Source organism: Cellulomonas sp. McL0606 (genome assembly GCF_058248365.1).
Genome location: NZ_CM177779.1, coordinates 723,332 through 745,102 on the forward strand (window position 1 = coordinate 723,332; position 21,771 = coordinate 745,102).

20 protein-coding genes, 1 tRNA gene and 4 pseudogenes are annotated in these 21,771 nt (G+C 72.1%); 16 read left to right on the forward strand and 9 right to left on the reverse strand.

Features of this window, described 5'->3' with window-relative positions:
- Window positions 1–2 precede the first annotated feature (2 nt).
- The 8 genes and pseudogenes from eno to AC38ZX_RS03735 all read left to right on the forward strand — a co-directional run bounded on the left by eno (window position 3) and on the right by AC38ZX_RS03735 (window position 7,096).
- Window positions 3–1,283 (forward strand): phosphopyruvate hydratase, encoded by a 1,281-nt coding sequence (gene eno, locus AC38ZX_RS03700; protein ID WP_491296380.1) that lies wholly within the window; start codon window positions 3–5, stop codon window positions 1,281–1,283.
- A 510-nt stretch (window positions 1,284–1,793) separates the two neighbouring features.
- Window positions 1,794–2,282, forward strand: coding sequence for an FtsB family cell division protein (locus AC38ZX_RS03705; RefSeq protein ID WP_491296381.1), 489 nt, complete (start codon window positions 1,794–1,796; stop codon window positions 2,280–2,282).
- 31 nt (window positions 2,283–2,313) lie between these two features.
- Window positions 2,314–2,819: pseudogene (locus tag AC38ZX_RS03710) on the forward strand (DUF501 domain-containing protein).
- 36 nt (window positions 2,820–2,855) lie between these two features.
- The gene (locus tag AC38ZX_RS03715) at window positions 2,856–3,809 is read left to right on the forward strand and encodes a Ppx/GppA phosphatase family protein (RefSeq protein ID WP_491296382.1); all 954 of its coding nucleotides are present in this window, start codon (window positions 2,856–2,858) and stop codon (window positions 3,807–3,809) included.
- A 116-nt stretch (window positions 3,810–3,925) separates the two neighbouring features.
- Entirely contained in the window at window positions 3,926–4,255 is a 330-nt protein-coding gene (locus AC38ZX_RS03720) for a PadR family transcriptional regulator (RefSeq protein ID WP_426594515.1), read from the forward strand.
- Window positions 4,252–5,382 carry an HAAS signaling domain-containing protein gene (locus AC38ZX_RS03725; protein ID WP_491296383.1) on the forward strand — a complete coding sequence of 377 codons (1,131 nt, stop codon included), beginning with the start codon at window positions 4,252–4,254 and terminating at the stop codon, window positions 5,380–5,382. Before AC38ZX_RS03720 ends, AC38ZX_RS03725 begins: the two co-directional genes overlap by 4 nt.
- Window positions 5,383–5,498: 116 nt before the next feature.
- Window positions 5,499–6,950 (forward strand): NAD(P)/FAD-dependent oxidoreductase, encoded by a 1,452-nt coding sequence (locus AC38ZX_RS03730; protein ID WP_491296384.1) that lies wholly within the window; start codon window positions 5,499–5,501, stop codon window positions 6,948–6,950.
- 72 nt (window positions 6,951–7,022) lie between these two features.
- A tRNA-Leu gene (locus AC38ZX_RS03735) sits at window positions 7,023–7,096 on the forward strand.
- A gap of 42 nt (window positions 7,097–7,138) precedes the next feature.
- On the opposite strand, the gene AC38ZX_RS03740 is transcribed toward AC38ZX_RS03735, so the two are convergent.
- Both AC38ZX_RS03740 and AC38ZX_RS03745 read right to left on the reverse strand, forming a co-directional pair.
- Complete coding sequence (locus tag AC38ZX_RS03740; protein ID WP_426594519.1) at window positions 7,139–8,002, reverse strand: siderophore-interacting protein; 864 nt, start codon at window positions 8,000–8,002, stop codon at window positions 7,139–7,141.
- 46 nt (window positions 8,003–8,048) lie between these two features.
- The gene (locus AC38ZX_RS03745; protein WP_491296385.1) at window positions 8,049–8,480 is read right to left on the reverse strand and encodes a MarR family winged helix-turn-helix transcriptional regulator; all 432 of its coding nucleotides are present in this window, start codon (window positions 8,478–8,480) and stop codon (window positions 8,049–8,051) included.
- 234 nt (window positions 8,481–8,714) lie between these two features.
- Between AC38ZX_RS03745 and AC38ZX_RS03750 the strand changes: the two are divergent.
- Window positions 8,715–9,843, forward strand: a pseudogene (locus AC38ZX_RS03750) (MFS transporter).
- Between the two features lie 51 nt (window positions 9,844–9,894).
- Here AC38ZX_RS03750 and AC38ZX_RS03755 read toward each other — a convergent pair.
- Complete coding sequence (locus AC38ZX_RS03755) at window positions 9,895–10,761, reverse strand: ABC transporter permease subunit (protein ID WP_426594523.1); 867 nt, start codon at window positions 10,759–10,761, stop codon at window positions 9,895–9,897.
- Window positions 10,758–11,696, reverse strand: coding sequence for an ABC transporter ATP-binding protein (locus AC38ZX_RS03760; protein WP_426594524.1), 939 nt, complete (start codon window positions 11,694–11,696; stop codon window positions 10,758–10,760). Before AC38ZX_RS03760 ends, AC38ZX_RS03755 begins: the two co-directional genes overlap by 4 nt.
- 209 nt (window positions 11,697–11,905) lie before the next feature.
- Here AC38ZX_RS03760 and AC38ZX_RS03765 point away from each other — a divergent pair, with 209 nt between their 5' ends.
- Window positions 11,906–12,727 (forward strand): Bax inhibitor-1/YccA family protein, encoded by an 822-nt coding sequence (locus tag AC38ZX_RS03765; protein WP_426594525.1) that lies wholly within the window; start codon window positions 11,906–11,908, stop codon window positions 12,725–12,727.
- Between the two features lie 93 nt (window positions 12,728–12,820).
- Window positions 12,821–14,184 (forward strand): annotated as a pseudogene (locus AC38ZX_RS03770) (cystathionine beta-synthase).
- Here AC38ZX_RS03770 and AC38ZX_RS03775 read toward each other — a convergent pair.
- Window positions 14,147–14,788 (reverse strand): TetR/AcrR family transcriptional regulator, encoded by a 642-nt coding sequence (locus AC38ZX_RS03775; protein WP_491296386.1) that lies wholly within the window; start codon window positions 14,786–14,788, stop codon window positions 14,147–14,149. The pseudogene AC38ZX_RS03770 and the gene AC38ZX_RS03775 sit on opposite strands and share 38 nt — an antisense overlap.
- Complete coding sequence (locus AC38ZX_RS03780) at window positions 14,781–15,635, reverse strand: alpha/beta fold hydrolase (protein WP_426594528.1); 855 nt, start codon at window positions 15,633–15,635, stop codon at window positions 14,781–14,783. Before AC38ZX_RS03780 ends, AC38ZX_RS03775 begins: the two co-directional genes overlap by 8 nt.
- A gap of 109 nt (window positions 15,636–15,744) precedes the next feature.
- Here AC38ZX_RS03780 and AC38ZX_RS03785 point away from each other — a divergent pair, with 109 nt between their 5' ends.
- The 4 genes and pseudogenes from AC38ZX_RS03785 (at window position 15,745) to AC38ZX_RS03800 (ending at window position 17,955) form a co-directional block, all read left to right on the forward strand.
- Window positions 15,745–16,152 (forward strand): FKBP-type peptidyl-prolyl cis-trans isomerase, encoded by a 408-nt coding sequence (locus AC38ZX_RS03785; RefSeq protein ID WP_426594529.1) that lies wholly within the window; start codon window positions 15,745–15,747, stop codon window positions 16,150–16,152.
- A 4-nt stretch (window positions 16,153–16,156) separates the two neighbouring features.
- On the forward strand, window positions 16,157–17,020 hold the full coding sequence (locus AC38ZX_RS03790; protein WP_426594530.1) for a MerR family transcriptional regulator: 864 nt from the start codon (window positions 16,157–16,159) through the stop codon (window positions 17,018–17,020).
- A 57-nt stretch (window positions 17,021–17,077) separates the two neighbouring features.
- Window positions 17,078–17,428, forward strand: a pseudogene (locus AC38ZX_RS03795) (hypothetical protein); the annotation flags it as partial.
- A gap of 41 nt (window positions 17,429–17,469) precedes the next feature.
- Entirely contained in the window at window positions 17,470–17,955 is a 486-nt protein-coding gene (locus AC38ZX_RS03800) for a hypothetical protein (protein ID WP_491297567.1), read from the forward strand.
- Here AC38ZX_RS03800 and AC38ZX_RS03805 read toward each other — a convergent pair.
- The gene (locus AC38ZX_RS03805; RefSeq protein ID WP_491296389.1) at window positions 17,939–18,910 is read right to left on the reverse strand and encodes a sigma-70 family RNA polymerase sigma factor; all 972 of its coding nucleotides are present in this window, start codon (window positions 18,908–18,910) and stop codon (window positions 17,939–17,941) included. The genes AC38ZX_RS03800 and AC38ZX_RS03805 overlap by 17 nt on opposite strands.
- Window positions 18,911–19,040: 130 nt before the next feature.
- Here AC38ZX_RS03805 and AC38ZX_RS03810 point away from each other — a divergent pair, with 130 nt between their 5' ends.
- Window positions 19,041–19,427 carry an SgcJ/EcaC family oxidoreductase gene (locus AC38ZX_RS03810; RefSeq protein ID WP_491296390.1) on the forward strand — a complete coding sequence of 129 codons (387 nt, stop codon included), beginning with the start codon at window positions 19,041–19,043 and terminating at the stop codon, window positions 19,425–19,427.
- Between the two features lie 67 nt (window positions 19,428–19,494).
- Here AC38ZX_RS03810 and AC38ZX_RS03815 read toward each other — a convergent pair whose 3' ends face one another.
- The gene (locus AC38ZX_RS03815) at window positions 19,495–20,748 is read right to left on the reverse strand and encodes a D-arabinono-1,4-lactone oxidase (protein ID WP_491296392.1); all 1,254 of its coding nucleotides are present in this window, start codon (window positions 20,746–20,748) and stop codon (window positions 19,495–19,497) included.
- A 317-nt stretch (window positions 20,749–21,065) separates the two neighbouring features.
- On the reverse strand, window positions 21,066–21,734 hold the full coding sequence (gene msrA, locus AC38ZX_RS03820; RefSeq protein WP_426594535.1) for a peptide-methionine (S)-S-oxide reductase MsrA: 669 nt from the start codon (window positions 21,732–21,734) through the stop codon (window positions 21,066–21,068).
- Window positions 21,735–21,771: the final 37 nt, after the last annotated feature.

Here is a 21,771-nt window from a genome sequence, read left to right on the forward strand (position 1 = left end):
CCATGGCCAGCATCGAGGCCGTCGGCGCCCGCGAGATCTTGGACTCGCGCGGCAACCCCACTGTCGAGGTCGAGGTCGCCCTCGACGACGGCACCATCGCCCGTGCCGCCGTCCCGTCGGGCGCGTCCACGGGTGCGTTCGAGGCCGTCGAGCGTCGTGACGGCGACGCGGCCCGCTACCTGGGCAAGGGCGTCGAGGAGGCCGTGAACGCGGTCATCGACGAGATCGCCCCCGAGCTCATCGGCTTCGAGGCGACCGAGCAGCGTCTGGTCGACGCCGCGCTGATCGACCTCGACGGCACCGCCAACAAGGGCAAGCTCGGCGCCAACGCGATCCTCGGCGTCTCGCTCGCCGTGGCGAAGGCCGCCGCCGACTCCGCCAACCTGCCGCTGTTCCGCTACATCGGTGGCCCCAACGCGCACGTGCTTCCGGTCCCGATGATGAACATCCTCAACGGTGGGTCGCACGCCGACTCCAACGTGGACATCCAGGAGTTCATGGTCGCGCCGTTCGGCCCCACGACGTACCGCGAGGCCCTGCGCACCGGCGTCGAGATCTACCACTCGCTCAAGTCCGTCCTCAAGGGCAAGGGCCTGGGCACGGGCCTCGGCGACGAGGGCGGCTTCGCCCCCAACCTGCCGAGCAACCGCGACGCGCTGGACCTGATCCTGGTCGCCATCGAGAAGGCCGGCTTCACGCCCGGCGTCGACGTGGGCCTCGCGCTCGACGTCGCCGCCACCGAGTTCTTCAAGGACGGCGCCTACCAGTTCGAGGGCAAGGCGCTCTCCAACGAGGAGATGTCGGCGTACTACGAGCAGCTGGTGAACGACTACCCGCTGGTCTCCATCGAGGACCCGCTGTCCGAGGACGAGTGGGAGGGCTGGAGCCACCTGGTCGCCACCATCGGTGACAAGGTGCAGATCGTCGGCGACGACCTGTTCGTCACCAACCCCGAGCGTCTGCGCAAGGGCATCGAGCTCAAGTCGGCCAACTCGCTGCTGGTCAAGCTCAACCAGATCGGCACCCTGACCGAGACGCTGGACGCCGTCGAGCTGGCCCAGCGCAGCGGCTTCACGACGATGACCTCGCACCGCTCCGGCGAGACCGAGGACACGACGATCGCGGACCTGTCCGTGGCCACCAACGCCGGCCAGATCAAGACCGGTGCCCCGGCCCGTGGCGAGCGCATCAACAAGTACAACCAGATCCTGCGCATCGAGGAGGAGCTGGACGACGCCGCCGTGTACGCGGGCCGTTCGGCTTTCCCCCGCTTCAAGGGCTGAGCACGACGGAAGGCCGGTCGCCCTCGCGGGTGGCCGGCCTTCGGCGCGTCCGGGGCCGGCTGCGCTCGTGCATGACCGGGCTGCTCGGCGCCGCGGCGGTCCGGCGCGCCCGCAGGGAGCGGGGTCCGGCGACCTCGGCGTGGGCCGGGGCAGAATCGCACCATGTCTGCCCCTCGACGCCCGGCGTCTCCGAGCGCGCCCCGGCGGCGTGCGGCGCCGCGCACCGGGACGGGCGCGGGAGCGGCCTCGACGCACCCCGCGGGAACGGCGGCGCCGTCGGGATCCGGCGCGCGGGACGGGTCGACGAGCGCGCCCGACGACGGTTCGCGATCGCCCCGGGCGTCGACGACCTCCAAGCCATCGCCACGACCCCCTTCCGCAGCGCGCCCCTCGTCGTCGGCATCGCGCCCCTCCGCGTCGTCGCGACCCGCGGCCACGGGCCCCGCGACCCGAGGGGGACCGGCCACCCCGGCGCGCGGCACCGCCCGGGCGGAACGGTCGCAGCTCACGGTGCCGCGACTGTTCACGGTGCGGGCGATGGTGTTCGGGTGCGTCCTGCTGCTGGCGTTCGTGCTGGTCTACCCGACGCTGCACTCCTACCTGCGGCAGAAGGCCGAGGTCGACCAGCTGCGCGCGCAGGTGAGCGCGGCCGAGCACCGCAACGACGACCTCCAGGCGGACCTGGACCGGTGGAACGACCCGGCGTACGTCGCCACGCAGGCACGTGCACGGCTCTCGTTCGTGCTGCCCGGGGAGAAGGCGTTCCGCGTGGTCGACCCGCAGACGGTGCCGGACACCGCCCCGGTCGAGCAGGGCCCCGCCGCGGCGTTGGACACCGGCGGGACGCAGCCCTGGTACGCGTCGGTGTGGGACTCGGTCCAGGTGGCCGGGACGACGCCCGTGCCGGCGACGCAGGACGGCCGTCCCACGGACGCCCCGACGCCGGCTGCCTCGTCGCCGGGCGACAATGGGTCGCCGACACCCGCGCCGGGCGGCTGACGCACCCGCGACCCGAACGGACCTTTCTCTCGTGACACGCACGCCGCTGGACGCCGTGACCGACCAGGACATCGCCGTGCTGGCCGAACAGCTCGGCCGGCCGCCCCGAGGTGTCGTCGGCATCGCGGCCCGGTGCGTCTGCGGCCGCCCGCTCGTGGTGCGCACGGCCCCTCGCCTCGACGACGGCACCCCGTTCCCGACCACCTACTACCTCACGAACCCGCCCGCGGTCGCGGCGGTGAGCACGCGTGAGGCGACGGGTCTGATGGAGGAGGAGCTCACCGCCCGGCTCGTCGACGACGAGGAGTCGCGGCCGCCTACCGGCGCGCGCACGAGGCGTACCTGGCCGACCGTGGAGGACTCGGTCACGTCGAGGAGATCGCCGGCATCTCCGCGGGCGGCATGCCCACCCGGGTCAAGTGCTTGCACGTCCTGGTCGGGCACGCGCTCGCGGCGGGGCCGGGCGTGAACCCGATCGGCGACGAGGTCCTGGCCCTCATCCGCGACGAGTGGCGCCCGGACCGCTGCACCTGCTGACCCGGACCGGCCGTGCCGGGGTGCGAGGATGAGCGCGTGACGCGTGTGGCTGCCATCGACTGCGGGACCAACTCGATCCGGTTGCTGGTGGCGGACGTCGATCCGTCGGCCGGCACCCTGGTGGACCTGGACCGGCGGATGGAGGTGGTCCGGCTCGGGCAGGGCGTGGACCGGACCGGTCGGATCGCCCCGGAGGCCCTCGAGCGGACGCTCGACGCGGCCCGGCGGTACAACGACATCTGCACCTCGCTCGGGGTCGAGGCGATCCGGTTCGTCGCGACGTCCGCCTCCCGCGATGCCGAGAACCGAGCGGACTTCGTCGACGGGGTGCGTGACGCGCTCGGCGTGGAGCCCGAGGTCGTCGAGGGCACCGAGGAGGCGGAGCTGTCCTTCCGTGGCGCCACGGGCGTGCTGGCGGGACGGCATCCGGGTCCGTTCCTCGTCGTGGACCTGGGCGGCGGCTCGACGGAGCTGGTGCTGGGGAGCGACACCGTCGAGGCCGCGTACTCGATGGACGTCGGCTGCGTCCGGCTGACCGAGCGGCACCTGCACTCCGACCCGCCGACCGTCGACGAGATCGCGCGATCCCGGCGTGACATCCACGCCGCCCTCGACACGGCCTCGGCCCACGTCCCGCTGGGCAGGGCGGTCACGCTGGTCGGGCTGGCCGGCACCGTGACCACGGTGACGGCACACGCGCTCGGCCTGGCCACCTACGACCCTCAGGCCATCGACGGGTCGGTCCTGCCGGTCGCACAGGTGCTCGCGGCCTGCGACGACCTGCTGGCCCGCAACCACGCCGAGCGCGCGGCGCTGCCGTTCATGCACCCGGGACGGGTCGACGTGATCGGTGCCGGCGCCCTGGTCTGGCACGAGGTGGTCGCCCGGGTGCGTGACGAGGTCGCGCGGGGCGGGGAGAAGCTGACCGACGTGGTCACCTCCGAGCACGACATCCTCGACGGCATCGCGTGGAGCGTCGCGACCCGCTGAACGACGGGCGCGACACGCCGGTGGTTCACTCTGGACGGTAGTGCGCACTGTGTAATAGCGTCGCGCTCGCGGGGGTCGCAGGGGGTCCCCCGCACCAGACCGGACAGGGAGGTCGCATGGACACCACCCAGCTGCTCAAGGGGGTGCTGGACCTGGCCGTGCTCGCCGTCGTCTCCGACGAGGACGGGTACGGGTACGACGTGGTCCGGCGGCTCCGCGCCGCGGGCATCGAGGAGGTCGGCGACGCGTCGGTCTACGGGACGCTGCGCCGGCTCTACTCGTCGGGAGCGCTGACGTCCTACGTCGTGCCCAGCGATGAGGGCCCGCACCGCAAGTACTACGGGATCAACGCCCAGGGCCGGGCCATGCTCGACGCCCAGCGCAAGGACTGGCAGGAGTTCGCGGGCACGATGGGGCGCCTGCTCGGGACGGAGGTCGTGCGATGAGCGTGCTGGAGACCACGGACGTCATGGACGTCGCCGCGTACGCCGCGGCCGTCCGCGCCGCACTCGACGGGCTGGCCCCCGAGCAGGTCGAGGACCTCACCGACGACCTCGAGGCGGACCTGGCCGACGCGCTCGCCGACGAGCGCCACAACGCGCACGGCCGCGGGGTGCTCGAACAGTTCGGACCGCCTCAGGAGTACGCCGCCGAGCTGCGGGCCGCGGCCGGGCTGGCGCCAGTGGCCGTCGAGGCGGCCCGTCGTACCACCCGCGAGGTGCTGGGCACGCCGGTGCGCGCGGTCCGGCGGGGAGGTCGCACGCTCCTGGGCGCGCTCCGCGAGAAGCCGTTCTGGCCGCCGGTCGAGTCGTTCCTCGTCGCGCTGCGCCCGTTCTGGTGGATCCTGCGCGGCTGGGTCGGCTACCAGGTCCTCTGCTACCTGGCGGGGGCGACGACGATGCGGTGGCTGCCGCGAAGCCTCGTCCAGTGGGTGGTGCTCGCGGTCGCGGTCGTGCTCAGCGTGCAGTGGGGACGCGGCATGTGGAACAGGTCGCGGTCGTTCTCCTGGGTCGCGGGCGCCGCCAACGTCGCGTCCGTGGTCCTGGTGCTCCCGGTCTTCGTGACCGTCCAGGGCCAGGTGCACCGCTGGGAGACGGTCTACGACAGCTACGCCCGGGGCGCGTTCAGCCCGTCGGTCCAGACGCAGGTGGTCTACAAGGACAAGGCCGTCGACGGCGTCGTCGTGGACGGGATCCAGGTGAGCAACCTGTTCGCGTACGACGCGGCGGGCAACCCGCTCACCGACGTCCAGATCTTCGACGACCGCGGTCGCCCGGTGCGCACGACCTTCGACAACGGCGCCGGCCAGTTCTTCTTCCCGGAGACCAAGGAGCCCTGGTCGTTCGTGAGCCGGACGGACGCCGACGGCCGATCGCGGTGGAACGTGTACCCGCTCAAGGGCGCCCCGACCTCGCAGTTCACGTTCGCCGACGACGGCACCCACGCCCTGACCGGCAGCGCCACGGCGTCGATCCCGCCGCGCCCGTTCGCCAAGGCGCCCGCCCTGGACGCCCCGGCTGAGTCCTCCGTCGCGGCCGACGCGGTGGCCCCGACGCCGGTCCCGACTCCCTGAGGCGGTGGGACGGCGCACGGACCGTGCGCCGTCTCACACCCCCTGGGAGTGCACTGTGCGCATGATCACCGGGTTCGGGCAGGACGTCCAGGGTCCTGCGCCGCTACCGTTGAGGCATGCCTTCTTCCTCGGACGTCGCCAGCAGCCCGGCCACCGTGGAGTCGCCGGTGCGCTCGGCCAAGCCCCGCAAGGTTCCCCGCGTCGTGGTGCTCGGCGGCGGTACCGTTGGCCTGTACACCGCGCGCCGGCTGCGCAAGCGTCTGGGCAAGCGCGAGGCTGCGATCGTCGTCGTCGACCCGCGCCCGTACATGACGTACGCCCCCTTCCTGCCCGAGGCCGCCGCCGGGTCCATCGACGCGCGCTACGTGGTCGCCCCGCACCGCCGCGCGCTCAAGGGTGTCGACGTGCTCCAGGGCAAGGTCAGCCAGATCAACCACGGCGAGCGCACGGTCGAGATCACGCCCGAGGAGGGCGAGGCCTACTGGATCACCTACGACCACCTCGTCGTCGGCCTGGGCTCGGTCGCTCGCACGTTGCCCATCCCCGGCCTCGCGGAGGTCGCGATCGGCTTCAAGAACGTCGAAGAGGCCATCGCGCTGCGCGACCACGTGCTCAACCGCATCGACATGGCCGCCAGCACCTGGGACCCGGAGCTGCGTCGCAAGATGCTCACGTTCGTCTTCGTCGGAGGCGGCTTCGCCGGCGTCGAGGCGCTCGGTGAGGTCGAGGACATGGCCCGGTCCGCGGTGAAGTACTACAAGGCCATCGAGCAGGAGGAGATGCGCTTCGTCCTGGTCGAGGGCTCGCCGCGCATCCTGCCCGAGGTCAGCGAGGAGCTGGGCGGCTACACGCTCCAGGTCCTGCGCAAGCGCGACATCGAGATCTACCTCTCCACGTTCCTGTCCAGCTGCGTCGACGGTCACGTGGTCCTGTCGAACAAGGAAGAGTTCGACGCCGAGACCATCGTCTGGACCGCGGGCGTCAAGGCCAACCCGGTGCTGCAGAACTCGGACCTGCCGCTGGACAAGATGGGCCGACTCATCTGCAACGCCTACCTCCAGGTGACGCAGGAGGACGGCACGGTCGTCCCCGACGCGTACGGCGCCGGTGACTGCGCCGCGGTGCCGGACCTCTACAACCCCGGCAAGTTCTGCCCGCCCAACGCCCAGCACGCGCTGCGCGAGGGCAACCACCTCGGCGACAACCTGGCCCGCGTCCTCCGCTCGGCCCCGCCCACCGAGTACAAGCACAAGAACATCGGCGCCGTCGCCTCGCTCGGCATGTACAAGGGCGTCGCGCAGATGTTCGGCCGGATCAAGGTCAAGGGCTTCCTCGCCTGGGTCCTGCACCGCTCGTACCACGTCGCCGCCATGCCGACCTTCAACCGCAAGATCCGCATCGCCGCCGGCTGGACCGGCGCGCTGCTGCTCCGCCGCGAGGTCGTCGCGCTCGGCAGCCTGCACGACCCGCGCGCCGAGTTCCGCGCCGCGTCCGTGCCGGCCAAGCCGCGCGTGGTCGAGGAGTCCGCCGCTGCGCCGGTGAAGGAGAAGAAGGCCGCCTCGGCCTGACGCTCGTCGACGAGCCCCCGGTCCCTCGCGGGCCGGGGGCCTCGTCGTTCCCTGGCAGGATGAGCGGCGTCCGCCCCCGTAGCCCAACTGGCAGAGGCAGCCGGCTTAAACCCGGCCCAGTCCGGGTTCAAATCCCGGCGGGGGCACGCCGGCCCGCTCGCACCGTCACGCGTTCGGTGGGTGGTTCCTCAGGCGAGGCCCGCGGCCACCTCGGACTGCTCGATCGTGGCGAGCCAGTCGCGCTTGGTGGCGCGCCAGCCTTCGTCGTCGGCGCCCAGGCGCCAGTAGCCCGACACGGACAGCTGGTCGCGCCCGACGCCGCGCTCGGTGCGCACGTGGCGGCGCAGCTCGCGGACGGCACCGGCCTCGCCGTGCACGAACGCGCTGACGGGGTGCGGCAGCGGCGGCAGCGCGGCGACGCCGTCGACGAGGGCCAGCCCGGGCACGCCGAAGCCCTGGTGCACCCAGTGCACGAGAACCCCGGCCGGCGCGGTGAGGGGGACCTCGTCCTCGGCGTCGTGCACCTCGATCACGACGTGGCCGACGGCGTCGGGCGCGAGCCGCTCGAGCGCGACGGCGATCGCGGGCAGCGCGCTGGCGTCGCCCGCGAACAGGTAGGACGCGGCGGTCGGGTCGGGCGACCAGGCGCCGCCCGGGCCCTGGACCAGCACCTCGTCGCCGACCTTCGCCCCCTCCGCCCAGGGACCCGCGACGCCCTCGTCGCCGTGCACCACGAAGTCGAGCGTGAGCTCACCGGCTGCGTAGCCGCGGACCGTGTACGCGCGCTGCCGCGGCTGCTCGTCCGGCGCCAGGGACGCCCGCACGGCCTCGATGTCGAGCCGGCCGTCGTCGCGCAGCGGACGCGGGGCCCCAGCCGGCAGGAACACGACCTTGACGTAGGAGTCGGCGTGCGGCGAGGGATCGAACGCGGCCAGGCCGGGTCCGCCGACGACCACCCGGACCATCGTCGCCGAGAGCTGTTCGGTGCGGAGCACCTCCGCGACGAACGGTGCGGGGCGGGTCTTGGCCTTGGCGGCCGGAGCGTCGGTCATCGGTGTCCTTCGTTCGGGAATGGCTCCACGCTAGCCCGAACCCGCCTCAGGACCGGCCGGCGTGCGCGTCCAGGTCGTCGTTGAGCCTGGTCAGCAGGTGGGCGAGCAGCTCGCGGTCCGTGGTGCTCCATCCGGTGAGCACGTCGTTGTAGACCTCGGCGCGCGCGACGCGCGTCCGCGCGAGCGCCTCGACGCCGGCGGGGGTCTCGGTCACCACCGCGCGCCGACCGTCGCGTGGGTCCCGCTCGCGCGTGACGAGCCCGGCGGCCTCCATGGCCAGCACCTGGCGGGTGATCGTCGACGCGTCCAGCCGCAGGTGGTCCGCGATCGCGTTGATGCCCACCGGTCCAGTGGTGTTAAGCAGGCGGAGCACCAGGTACGCCGAGCGCTCGAGCGTCACGTTCAGGCGGTCGCTCGCGCGTCGGTTCCGGTCGGCCAGGCGCAGCAGGAGGGCCACCTGGGCCTCGATCTCGGTCACGGCGTCGTCGTGTGACATGGGCTCACTCTCGGGGTACGAGCCTCGGCGTGCGAACTTTCGGTCAGGGGGATCTGGATGTAGCATACAGGTAAGTACCTGCACCATACAGATAAAGGACCGACGTCCGTGGCCTCCACCCGCATCGAACCCCACAAGACCGCGATCTACGCGACCGCGCTCACCGCGTTCTTCGCCATCGCCGGCATCGCCATCGTCGACCCGATCCTGCCGGCCATCGGCGCGGCGATCGGGGCGACGACATGGCAGATCGAGCTGCTGTTCACCGCCTACATCGGCGTGATGGCCCTCGGCATGATCCCGGCCGTCATGGCGACCGGTCGGTTCGGCTACAAGAAGGTGCTCATCGCGGGCGTGAGCACGGTCGCCGTCGCCGCCGTCCTCGCCTCGCTGTCCAACGGGATCGTGCCGCTCGCCGCGCTGCGCGGGCTCTGGGGGCTGGGCAATGCGATGTTCTTCGCGACGGCCATGGCCCTGCTGGTCTCGCTCGCGAGCGACAAGAAGTGGGTGGTGGAGCTTCGAGACCTGCGTCGGGCTCGGGTTCGCCGGCGGTCCGCTGATCGGCGGCCTGCTCGGCCAGATCAGCTGGCGCGTGCCGTTCTTCCTGTGCGGGATGTTCATGGTCGCTGCGCTCGTCATCGCCGTCACGCGCCTGAAGGATCCCGAGGAGAAGCCGGCGCCGCTGCGGTTCACCGAGGTGTTCCAGCCGTTCCGTCGCCCGGCGTTCGTCGCCCTGTCGGTGGTCACGGCCACCTACAACTTCGTGTTCTTCATCGTGCTGGGCTACACGCCGATCTTCCTCGGCCTGGATGTCGTCCCGCTCGGCCTCGTGTTCACCGCCTGGGGCATCGGGCTCGCGGTCGGCATCCTGGTGGTCGGGCACCGGCTCGCGCACCGCTTCGGCGCCGTGCAGACCGTCGGCCTGGCGATCACTGTCCTGCTGGTCACGCTCGTCGGCCTGGCGACCTCTCACAGCACCGCGCAGTCGGTCGTCGTCCTGGTCGTCGCGGGCGTCGCGATGGGCATCTGCAACGCCAACCTCACGGACCTGGCGCTGGCCATGGGTTCGCCCGACCGCCGCGTGACCACCGGCGCGTTCAACCTGGTGCGCTGGGGCTTCGCGGCGCCCGCTCCCGTCGTGGCCGGCCTGCTGGCCGAGCACGTCGGCCTGGCGTCGCCGCTCTGGGTGGCGTTCGGGGTGCTCGCGGTGGGCGTCGTGGCGTTCCTGGTGACGGGTCACCTGATGGCCCGCTCCGTGGGCGAGCGCGTCCTGTGGTCGCGCTGGAACAAGGACGCCGAGGCGCTCGAGGGCGCCCCCGAGGAGGCGCTGGGCGAGCTGGTCTGAGGGACGACGAAGGGGGCGGTCGACGAGGACCGCCCCCTTCGTCCGGCAGCGTCAGGCGTCGCGACGCTTGAGCAGGTACGCCGCGACCCCGAGGACCACGACCACCCATGCGACGAGCACGCCGTAGCCCTGCCACGCCGTCAGGTGCGCGCCGACCGTGCCGGCGACGTTCTGCGCGATCTGCGCGTCCGTCATGGTGATGCTCTGACCGGCGGAGCCCGGCAGGAACGGCTCGACGTACTTCAGCGGCTTCCAGGGCACGATCGCGAAGATGATCGGGATCACGAGCAGGAGCCCGAGGATCGTCGACACTGCCGCCGCCGAGTGGCGCATGAGCGCGCCGAACGCAAACGCGAGCACGCCGATCGTGGCGATGTACAGCGCCGTGCCGAACAGGGCGCGCACCTGCTGGGAGTTGCCCAGATCGACACCGATCCCGACGCCGTTGAAGAACAGCCACTGCAGGCCCGCCGAGGCGGCGACCGTCACCAGGCTGAACGCCAGCATCGAGAGCGCGGCCACGAGCCCCTTGGACCACAGCACCGGCAGCCGCTTGGGTGCGGCCGTTAGGCTGGTCCGGATCATGCCCGTGGTGTACTCGCCGGTGATGGTCAGCGCACCCAGGATCGCCACGGCGAACTGGCCGAGGTAGACGGCCGCCTGGAACGCGTTGAGCGGGTCGGACCGGTCGGCGTCGGAAGGACCGCCCTGCGACTCGGGCGGCGCGTTGTGGATCGCCAGCGTGATGAGGACGACGAGGGCGACCACCGTGAACAGGAAGATCGCGAGCGTCCAGAAGGTCGAGCGGACCGACCAGAACTTGATCCACTCGCTGCGCAGCAGGTGCGGGAACGAGAGCTTGCCCTTGCGAGCCGTGACGGTCGGGGTGGCCGGTGGGGTGGCGACGGCGGTGCTCATCGTGCGACCTCCTGCGTGTGCTCGGTGGGGACCTCGGACGAGTGGTACTCGACCGAGTCCTGGGTCAGGGTCATGTAGGCCTCCTCGAGCGAGCCGGAGACCGGCGTCAGCTCGTGCAGGACCAGACGGTTGGCAGCGGCGAGCTCGCCCACCTGCACGGTCGTCGCGCCGATGATGGTGAGCACGCCGGCCTCGTCGGACGTCACCGTGACGTCGGGGCCCTGGAGCAGGCCGGCCAGGTCGGTGGCCTGCGGGGACACGACGCGGACGGTCGCCTGCGTCGCCTGGGCGATCACGGTCGCGGTCGGACCGGAGGTGATGATGCGGCCGCGCCCGATGACGAGCAGGTGGTCGGCGGTCAGGGCCATCTCGCTCATCAGGTGCGAGGACAGGAACACGGTCCGTCCCTCGGAGGCGAGGTAGCGCACGAGGTTGCGGACCCACAGCACGCCCTCGGGGTCGAGCCCGTTGACCGGCTCGTCGAGGATCAGGGTGTGCGGGTCGCCGATCAGGGCGGCCGCGATGCCGAGCCGCTGGCCCATGCCGAGCGAGAAGCCGCCGACCCGGCGCTTGGCGACCGCGTCGAGACCGGTCATCGAGATTACCTCGTCGACACGCTTGTTGCCGATGCCGTGCGTCGCGCCGAGCGCGCGCAGGTGGTTGCGGGCGCTTCGGCCGGTGTGGACCGCCTTGGCCTCGAGCAGTGCGCCCACCTCGGTCAGCGGCGAGTGGTGCTGCACGTAGGGCTTGCCGTTCACGGACACCGAACCGGCCGTCGGGCGGTCCAGACCCATGATCATGCGCATCGTGGTGGACTTGCCGGCGCCGTTGGGACCGAGGAACCCGGTCACCCGGCCCGGCTCCACGGTGAACGTGATGTCGTCGACCGCGGTCTTCGGTCCGTATCTCTTGGTCAGGCCTTGTGCCTCGATCATTGCCAGATCCTCATCGTCGGGAGCACGTGCACGAGAACTTCCAGGGACGACCCTAGGCGGCATTCCTGACCCGCTGCATCGACCCATGGGAGGAGGACGCCGCTCCGATCGGAGGATGGGACACATCGACTGGAACGATCCCCGGTCCCACGGCGTTCGCTACGGTGACAGACTCGTACAGACGCGCCCGATCCGTCCAGGAGGACGCCATGGCCAACCCGATCTTCGACAACAGTCCTGTGTTCCAGGACCCGGTCCAGCGCCGTGGGCAGAAGCCCGCCCCGGCGGGCGCCACGACGTACGCCACCACCGGTGCAGCCGCGACCGACGCCGCCTCTCTCGAGGCCCTGTACGGCTCGCCGTCGGCGACCGCGCGCGACACCCGGCGCATGACGTACGACGACGTCATCATCCGCACGGCCGGGCTGCTGGCGATCCTGGTCGTCGTCGGCGCCGCGACCTGGGTGCTCGCGCCCGGCCTGTGGTTCGTCGGCGCGATCGTCGGCCTGGTGCTCGGTCTGGTCAACGCGTTCAAGAAGCAGCCGAGCCCGCCACTGATCCTGCTCTACGCGGCGTTCGAGGGGATGTTCCTCGGCGGCCTCAGCAAGTTCTACGAGGACCAGTGGAACGGGATCGTCGGGCAGGCCGTGCTGGCCACGCTGTCCGTCTTCGCGGTCTCGCTGATCCTGTTCCGGTCCGGCAAGGTCCGCGTCACGGACAAGTTCCGTCGCACCGTCCTGCTCGGCCTGATCGGCTACTGCCTGTTCTCGCTGATCAACGTGGTGCTGTGGCTGTTCACCGGCATGCACGACTTCGGTCCGCTGCGCTCGGGCTGGCTCGGCATCGCCGTCGGGCTGATCGCGGTCGGCCTGGCCGCCGCGAGCCTCATCATCGACTTCGACTCGATCAAGCGGGGGGTCGACAAGGGCGTCCCGGCGAAGCTCGCCTGGGTCGCCGCCTTCGGTCTCGTCGTCACCCTGATCTGGCTCTACCTCGAGCTGCTGCGGATCCTCGCGATCTTCCGCAACTAGCCCCGCTCGCATGGTCGGACCGCTGCCCGGGTGCGAGGATCGCACCCGGGCAGTCGTGCGTCCGCTGCCCGTCCCCGAATGCGACGGAGCACCGTGAAGTACGCGCAGCACATCTCCGAGCTCGTCGGCGGCACCCCGCTGGTCAGGCTCGGCACCGTGACCGAGGGCCTGGCCGCGACGATCCTGGCCAAGGTCGAGTACCTGAATCCCGGCGGATCCGTGAAGGACCGCATCGCGCTGAAGATGATCGAGGCCGCCGAGGCGTCCGGGGAAGCAGGCCCGGCGGGACGATCGTGGAGCCGACGAGCGGGAACACCGGTGTCGGGCTCGCGCTGGTGGCGCAGCGCAAGGGCTACCGCTGCGTGTTCGTCTGTCCCGACAAGGTCAGCCAGGACAAGCGGGACGTGCTGCGGGCCTACGGCGCGGAGGTCGTCGTGACCCCCACCGCCGTCGCTCCCGACCACCCGAACTCGTACTACTCGGTGTCCGACCGCCTCGTGCGCGAGATCCCGGGCGCGTGGAAGCCGAACCAGTACGCCAACGTCAACGGTCCGGCGAGCCACTACGAGTCGACCGGCCCCGAGATCTGGGCGGACACCGACGGGCGCGTGACGCACCTGGTCGCGGGCGTCGGGACGGGCGGCACGATCACCGGCACGGGCCGCTACCTCAAGGACGTCTCCGACGGACGGGTCGTGGTGATCGGTGCGGACCCGGCCGGCTCGGTCTACTCCGGGGGCGACGGTCGGCCGTACCTCGTCGAGGGCGTCGGCGAGGACTTCTGGCCGACGGCCTACGACCCCACGGTCCCCGACCAGATCATCCCCGTCTCGGACGCCGACTCCTTCGCGATGACCCGGCGGCTGGCGCGCGAGGAGGGGCTCCTCGTCGGCGGTTCCTGCGGGATGGCCGTGGTGGCCGCCCTGCAGGCCGCGCGCGACCTGCCCGCGGACGCCGTCGTCGTCGTGATCCTGCCGGACGGCGGGCGCGGCTACCTGTCCAAGATCTTCAACGACTCGTGGATGCGGTCGTACGGGTTCCTGGCGGCGGCGGAGGGCGCGACGGTGGGTGACGTGCTCCGGACGAAGACGGGTGAGCTGCCCGACCTCGTGCACACGCACCCGAACGAGACCGTGCGCGACGCCATCTCGATCCTGCACGAGTACGGCGTCTCGCAGATGCCCGTCGTCGGGGCCGAGCCCCCCGTCAAGATCGGCGAGGTGGCCGGGTCCGTGAGCGAGCGGGTGCTGCTGGACGCCGTGTTCTCGGGGGACGCCGAGCTGGCCGACCGCGTCGACCGGCACATGTCCCCTGCCCTGCCGCTGATCGGGTCGGGGGAGAGCGTGCAGTCGGCGCGCGAGGCGCTGCAGAAGGCGGATGCCCTCATGGTGGTGGACGACGGGTCGCCGGTCGGAGTTCTCACCAGGCACGACCTGCTGGGGTTCCTGGCGAGGTGATCCCGGTTCGTCCAGAGGCCCGCTCAACCGGTCCCGAGGTCACACGCGCAGTCGCGTGAGGCCGTCGACGAGCCCGTCGACGAGGAACGCGAAGCTCACGTCGACGTCCTCGGGCATCCCGAAGCCGCCGCCCAGCTCGAGGACGATGAATCCGTGCACCGCGGCGCGCACCGCGCGGACCGCGTGGATGCAGCTTCTCCGGGGGCACGCCGAGCGCCTCGACGCCGCGGGACAGGTCAGCGATCACGGCGGCGCCGGCCTCCTGGACCTCCCACGCGGCCGGGTCGTGGACCCACGACGTGCCCTGGATGGCGTCGTACCGGCCCGGTGCCGCGAGCGCGTAGTCGCGCATCGCGTGGCCCATCTCCGCGACCGTGTCGAGGTCGCACGTGAGCGCGGCGAACTCCCGCACGCAGACGAGCGCGACGTCCCGCCGCAGGCCCGGCAGCCCGTCCACGTGCTTGTAGAGGCTGGGGACCGCGACACCGGCCCGGGCCGCGACGGTCGCGAGCGTGAGGTCGGCGTAGCCCGTCGCGCCGCCGTCGTCGACCACGCTCAGGGCGAGGTCGACGACGGCGGTGTGGTCGAGGCCGGCCCTAGGCAACGGCCTCGAACGCGTTCTCGAGACGGGGCAGCGAGGCCAGGAACGCGAGCGTGTCGTCGATGACGACCTGCGGCGCCTGGTGCTGCGGGTAGTGGCCGACCTCGGGGATGAGCGTGACCTCGGCGTCGACGGCCGAACGCAGCCAGAGCGCCTCGGCGGCCGGGTCCTTGAAGTCGGGGTCGATCGCGCCGACGAACGCGATGACCGGTGCGACGACCTCGCCCAGGCGAGCCTCGACCGGGGCGTGCGTGAGCTGGAGCGTCAGGTGCCGGAACGAGCGCAGGTGTCCCGGGCGCCGCAGCGACTCCTTGATGTCCGCGACGTGCTCGTCGAACCACGGGCCTTGCGTGCCGCGGCCGAAGTAGGTGCGGACCATGCGGGCCCACAGGGCCGGCCCCCACGGGCCCTGCAGCGCGACGCGGACCGCGCCGTGCGTGGTGGCGGTCGCCGCCGCGGACGCTGGCGGGTTGCGCAGGAGCGGTCCGGTGAGCACGAGCCCGGCGACGAGGTCCGGCCGTTCGGCGGCCGCCCACGCGGCCGCGGCCGCGCCCATCGAGTTGCCGCCGAGCACCGCCGGGCCGCCGAGGTGCTCGGCCAGCGCGATCAGGTCCTGGCCGGTGACCACGTCACCGTGCGTCGCGAAGGTGGTGTCGGAGTCGCCGTGCCCGCGCAGGTCCATGCACGCGACGCGGTAGCCCGCGGCGGTCAGGGGGCCGACGAGGTCCCGCCAGGTCGTGCGCAGGTCTCCCATCCCCGGCGCGAGGACGACGAGCGGTGCGTCGGCGTCGCCGTCGACCGTGTAGGCGATCCGTCCCTCGGGGCGGCTGATGAACTGGGCTGTGCTCATGGGCAAAAAGCTAATGCTATTAGCTTTTTGTGTCAACCCCGGCGATTCGGCGCGTGTCAGGGCGGGGCGGCAAGATGGGCGGGCACTGTCATCCAGAGAAGGAGTGGTCATGTCCGCAGCGCTGCCCGAGGTTTCGGGTTCCTTCGGCGAGAAGCCGACCCTGTCGTTCCCGGCGGGCACCCCGTCCGGTGAGCTGGAGGTGTCGGTCCTCTCCCGCGGCGACGGCGCGCTCGTCGAGGCCGGCGACGACATCGAGGTGCACTACCTCGGTCAGGCCTGGAACGGCGGGGTGTTCGACAACTCGTACGACCGGCGCTCCTCGATCAGCTTCGGCATCGGCGTCGGCCAGGTCATCGCGGGCTGGGACGAGGGCCTCGTGGGCCAGCAGGTCGGCTCGCGCGTCCTGCTCTCGATCCCGTCGCACCTGGGCTACGGCGACCGCGGCGTGCCCCAGGCGGGCATCAAGGGCGGGGACACGCTCGTCTTCGTCGTCGACATCGTCGGCACGAGCCACTGACCTCATGACCGCCGGGCCCGGGCCGTTGCCGGGGCCCGGCGTGCCTGAGCTGGGCATCGGCGAGTTCGCGCGGCGCTCGGGTCTCTCGCTCAAGGCGTTGCGGATCTACGACGCCCGGGAGCTGCTGCCACCGGTCCGCGTCGACGAGGTCAGCGGCTACCGCTACTACGCGCCCGACCAGCTGGAACGCGCGCACACGATCGCGCTGCTGCGGCGTCTGGAGATGCCCTTGGCGACGATCGCCGACGTGCTGGCGCAGCCGTCGACGGGAGCGGCCGTGCGTGCCTGGTGGGCGGCCCGGCAGCGGGACCTGTCCGACCGGGGCCCGGAGGTGGACCTGGTGCTCACCTCGCTGGGCGCGGGGGCGACGCTCGACGCGACCGGGCGGTTCGGGGTGGACGACGTCGTCATCACGTCGCAGCCCGCCCGGTCCGTCGCGACGATCCAGCAGCACGTGAGCCAGGAGGACCTGGTGGCGACCATCATGGCCGACGTCGCCGAGCTGCGGTTGTTCCTGACCGCGGGTGGTGCCTCCTTCGGCGCCGAGTACTGGGTGCTGTTCCACGGCGCGGTCGGGTTCGACGGCGACGGGCCGATCGAGGTCTGCGTGCCGTACGAGGGGCTCGTCGCGCCGGTCGGGCCCGTGACGCTGCGGCACGAGCCCGCGCACACGGTCGCGTACGTCCCGGTGACGGCCGCCGACTGCCGCTACCCGACGATCATCGGTGCCTACGTCGCGCTCGAGACGTGGTTCATCGGGCGGCGTGCGGTCGGGGCGGTCCGGGAGATCTACCCGGTGCCGTGGAACGACGACGGGGTCGTGGTGCACGTCGCGCAGCCGATCGATCTCGATCGCGCGAGGCGTTGACCCTGCCCCTGGGGCAGAGGCCACGCTGATCGCATGCCGAATCTCGACGCCTATGCCATGCACAGCCCGTTCAGCGACCCTGGCCCGTACGCCGGGCTTCTCGACGCGCTCGCGACGGACACCGGGTCCATCCAGCAGGCCGCCTGCAACGTGGTCATCCACTACCGAGGGGCGGCCGACGCGCTCTACGCCGGCCAGGACGCGGACATCGACCTGCGCTGGCTGTCGGAGATCCTGCGTGTGACGCAGGAGCGCTCGCCCGCCCCGCTCACGCAGCCGCGAGCACCGCACGAACAGGTCGCCGGCTGCTGCCGCGACCACACGCTGTTCGCCGTCGCCGTGCTGCGGCAGCACGGGATCCCCGCGCGCAGCCGCGTCGGGTTCGCGGCGTACTTCCGGCCCGGCTTCCACCACGACCACGTGGTCGCCGAACGCTGGGACGGCACGCGGTGGGTGCGGTTCGACCCCGAGGCCTCGCCGACACCGACTGGCCGTTCGACACGCACGACCTGGACACCGGTCTCGGCGCACCCTTCGAGACGGCCGCCGAAGTCTGGCTGGCGCACCGGTCGGGCGCCGACGTCTCGTCGTACGGCGTCGACCCGTCCCTGCCGCTCCTCACCGGCCCGGACTTCGTGCGCGGCTATGTCGTCGCCGAGCTGGCCCACCGGCAGCGCGACGAGCTGCTGCTCTGGGACGTCTGGGGCGACACGCTGCCTGACAACCCGCGCCCGGCCGAGGAGCTCGACGCGCTGGCCGACGAGGTCGCCACGCTGCTCGTCGCCGCCGACGCCGGCGACCAAGCGGCCGAGCGCGAGCTCGAGGACCGCTACGCCACCGATCCGCGGCTGCACGCGAGCGACGTGGTGACCCTGTCGCCGGTCGGGCGCGTGGGCGACACCGACCTCTCCGCCCGCGTCACGCGGTGGCGGTGAGACGCGCCGGCAGAGCGAAGGTGTCGAACACGTCCTGGTCCTGGAACGTGGTGTTGCGGCTGATGCCCGCCGCCGTGACAGCGAACACCTGGAGCGAGTGCAGGGCGTACCCGCCGTCGGGTGCGCGCGTGTAGGCGGCGACGGCAGGCTGCCCGTTCGCGGCCACCGGACGCATCCGCCAGTCCGTGCCGCGCAGGGTGAAGGCGCGAGCGATGAAGCGGACGTAGTGCTCGCGGCCGCGGTACCAGTTGACGAACGGCGGCATCTCGATGACGGCGTCCTGGGTCAGCAGCCGTTCCAGCATCGCGAGGTCGGCGTTCTCGAAGGCGACGACGTAGCGGTCGACCTGCGCCCGGTGGTCCGGGTTCACCGGCTCGTCGATCTGCTCCTCGCCCAGGCCGGCCTCGCCAAGCCGTGCGCGTGCCCGTTGCAGGGCGCTGTTCACCGCGGGGGTGGTCATCTCGAGTGCTGCGGCCACGTCCGCGGCCGGCCACTGGAGCACCTCGCGCAGGATGAGGACGGCGCGCTGCCGGGCGGGCAGGAGCTGCATCGCGGCGACGAACGCCAGCCGCAGCGACCCCCGCGCGGCCACCACGTCGGCCGGGTCCCCCACCAACGCGTCCGGGATCGGCTGCAGCCAGGGCACCTCCTCGCCGCGCACGAGCGGTGACATCGGGTCGTCGCCGGGCGGGGCGCCGAGCCCGGACGGCAGCGGGCGACGGCTGCGCTGGTCGAGCGCGGTCAGGCACGCGTTGGTGGCGATGCGGTAGAGCCAGGTGCGCAGGCCGGACCGGCTCGGGTCGTACCGGTCGTAGGCCCGCCACGCGCGCAGGAGCGTCTCCTGGAGCAGGTCCTCGGCGTCGTGCACCGAGCCGAGCATCCGGTAGCAGTGCGCCAGGGCCCTCCGGAACGGATCTGTCCGCAGCGTGAAGTCCTCGTCCGTCGTCGTCGCCACCGTGTCTCCTCGCTCGTCGTGCCCATACATACCGGCCGGCGTCCCGAAAGTCATCGCGCCGTCACCGATGAGCCGCCGGCGCCGGCCGGGTATGTACCGGTGACAGCTCCACACGACGAAGGGAACGACCATGACCGTGACCACGGACCGCGAGGTCCTCACCGTGCTCGACGACCTCTACCAGGCGTGGGCGGACCACGACGCGGACGCGTTCGTCTCCTCGTTCGCCTCCGACGCGACCTCGGTCCTGCCCGGCTCCTACAGCGTGGGCCCCGCGGCGACCCGCGACCGCATGGCGGCGGCCTTCGCCGGTCCGCTCAAGGGCAGCCGGACCCGCGACGAGGTGCTGGGCGTCCGCTACCTCGGCGACGACGCCGCGATCGTCAACGCCCGCACGGCCGTCCTGCTCGCGGGTCAGACCGAGGTGGCCGACGGCGCCTGGGTCAACGCCACCTGGACCCTCGCCCGGCAGGACGGGCGGTGGCTCATCGCCGCGTACCACAACTGCCCGGCCTGAGGCCGGCCGCCGGTCGGCACGCGCGCTCGCCGCGGGACTCGTCGCACGCTGCCGACGGGTCCCGCGGTCAGGCTTCGCGAAGGCCGTGCCGCTCCAGGAAGTCGTTGGCGAAGACGCCGGTCGGGTCGGTGCGGGCCACGAGCGCCCGGAAGTCGTCCCAGCGCGGGTACAGGCGGGCCAGCGAGCGGTCCTCGTCGGCGAAGAGCTTGCCCCAGTGCGGGCGGGCGTCGAAGGGCCTCAGCGCCGCCTCGAGGACCGGCAGGAGTGCCGTGACCTCGTTCTGTCGCGGCTGCCACGTGAAGTGGATGCCGACGCGGTCCCCGCCCGAGGCGGTCGACAGCCAGAGGTCGTCACCGGCGATGGTGCGGACCTCGCTGACCTGCAGCAGCGGGGCGATCTTGTCGGCCAGGCCGCGCACCGCCTGCAACGCCTCGACGGCCTGCGCCCTAGGCACCAGGTACTCGGTCTGCAGCTCGGCCCCGTTGCTGGGGGTGAAGTCGAGACGGAAGTGCGGCAGGCGCTCGTGCCAGGGGCCGGGCGACGCCAGCTGCGCGGTGGTGTGCACCGGATCGATGCCGGGCAGCGGGTGCCTCTGCTCGGCGGCGGGGGTCGAGCCGAAGAACTCCTCGCGCGGCTGGTACGACTCGGAGACCCGGGTCTTGCGCCAGACCTGCTGGATGCTCGGCTCGCGCCAGTCGGTGAACAGGCTCACTGAGCCGGCGCTCGAGGTCACGTCGTCCAGGTTGGCCAGGGCGGTCTCCCAGGGCAGGTTCTCGTGCACCTCCTGCGCGACGTCGTAGGTGGGCTCGATGTCCAGCGTGACCTGCACGGCGATCCCGAGCGCGCCGAGCGCGACGACGGACCCGGCGAAGTCGTCGTCGCCACGGACGAGGGTGCGCAGCGACCCGTCCGAGGACATCAGCACGAGGCCGGCCACCGCGGCGGCGAGGTTCTGCGACCGGTCGCCGGAGCCGTGCGTGGCGGTGGCGACGGCACCCGCCACCGAGATGTGCGGCAGCGACGCCAGGTTACCCAGGCCCCAACCGGCCGCGTGCAGCTCCTGCGCGAGGGCGCCGTACCGGGTGCCGGCCGAGACGGTGACGGTGCGGGCGTGCGAGTCGATCTGCACCGACGACGCGAGCCCGTCCAGAGCGACCAGCGTGCCGGGTCCGTCGGCGAGGTCGTTGAAGCAGTGCCGCGTGCCGAGCGCGCGGACGCGGCGCGCCGAGGCGACGATCTGCGACAGCTCCTCGACGCTGCGTGGGTGCTGGACGACGGGCGCGCGGTAGGCATAGTTGCCGGCCCAGTTGGTGAGGTTCACACACTCACCGTAGGCGCCGCCGTCCCGACCGCGCTCATCCGTGCCCGGCTCGGCCGGGTCCACCCGGACAGGTGGACCGGGGTCCAACGCAGCGTGGACAGGCGTAGACCGACCGTCGCGGCAGTCGGTACGTTCTCCTCCGGACCGGCAGGCGTCAGCGTCGACGCCCGCCGGACCAAGAGCCTGTTCGAGGGCGGCCGGAGACGACCGCAGGGGGACGCACACCGGCCCCACGTCGGGCGGGTGGCCGACAAGCGGGGGCGAGTCGGCCGCCCGCCCGATGGACCCGTCGGCTGACGGGTCCATCGTCGAACGGCTCAGGCCCCGGTCGGCCGCGGGCAGCTGGCGCCCGTGGCGTGCACCGGGCAGTACCCGGCGGGGTTCTTGTCGAGGTACTGCTGGTGGTAGCCCTCGGCGTAGTAGAACGGCCCGGCGTCCTCGGCCGAGCGGATCTCCGTGGTGATGGTGCCGAAGCCCCGCTCGGTCAGGCGCGGCTGGAAGTCCGCGAGCGTGCTGCGTGCGGCCAGCTCCTGCTCGGGCGTCGTGAAGTAGATCGCCGAGCGGTACTGCGTGCCGGCGTCGTTGCCCTGCCGGTAGCCCTGCGTCGGGTCGTGGTTCTCCCAGAAGGTGCGGATGACGTCGCCCGCGGAGACGAGCTTCGGGTCGTACGCCACGAGGACGATCTCGGTGTGCCCGGTCAGGCCGGTGCAGGTCTCCTCGTACGTCGGGAAGGGCGTGAAGCCACCCTCGTAGCCGACCGCCGTCGTCACGACGCCGGGCAGGTTCCAGAAGGTCTTCTCGGCGCCCCAGAAGCAGCCCATCGCCAGGTAGATGACCTCGGTGCCCTCGGGCCAGGGGCCCTGGAGGGGAGTGCCGAGGACGGTGTGGGTCGTCGGGATCGTGTAGGCGTACCCGTCGCGACCCGCGAGGGCCCGCTCCGGCGTCACCATCGTCGTCTTGAGGGCGGATCCGAACAGCCAGTTCATGGTCTTGATCCTCTCCGGGAGCCGGGTGGTCACCTGA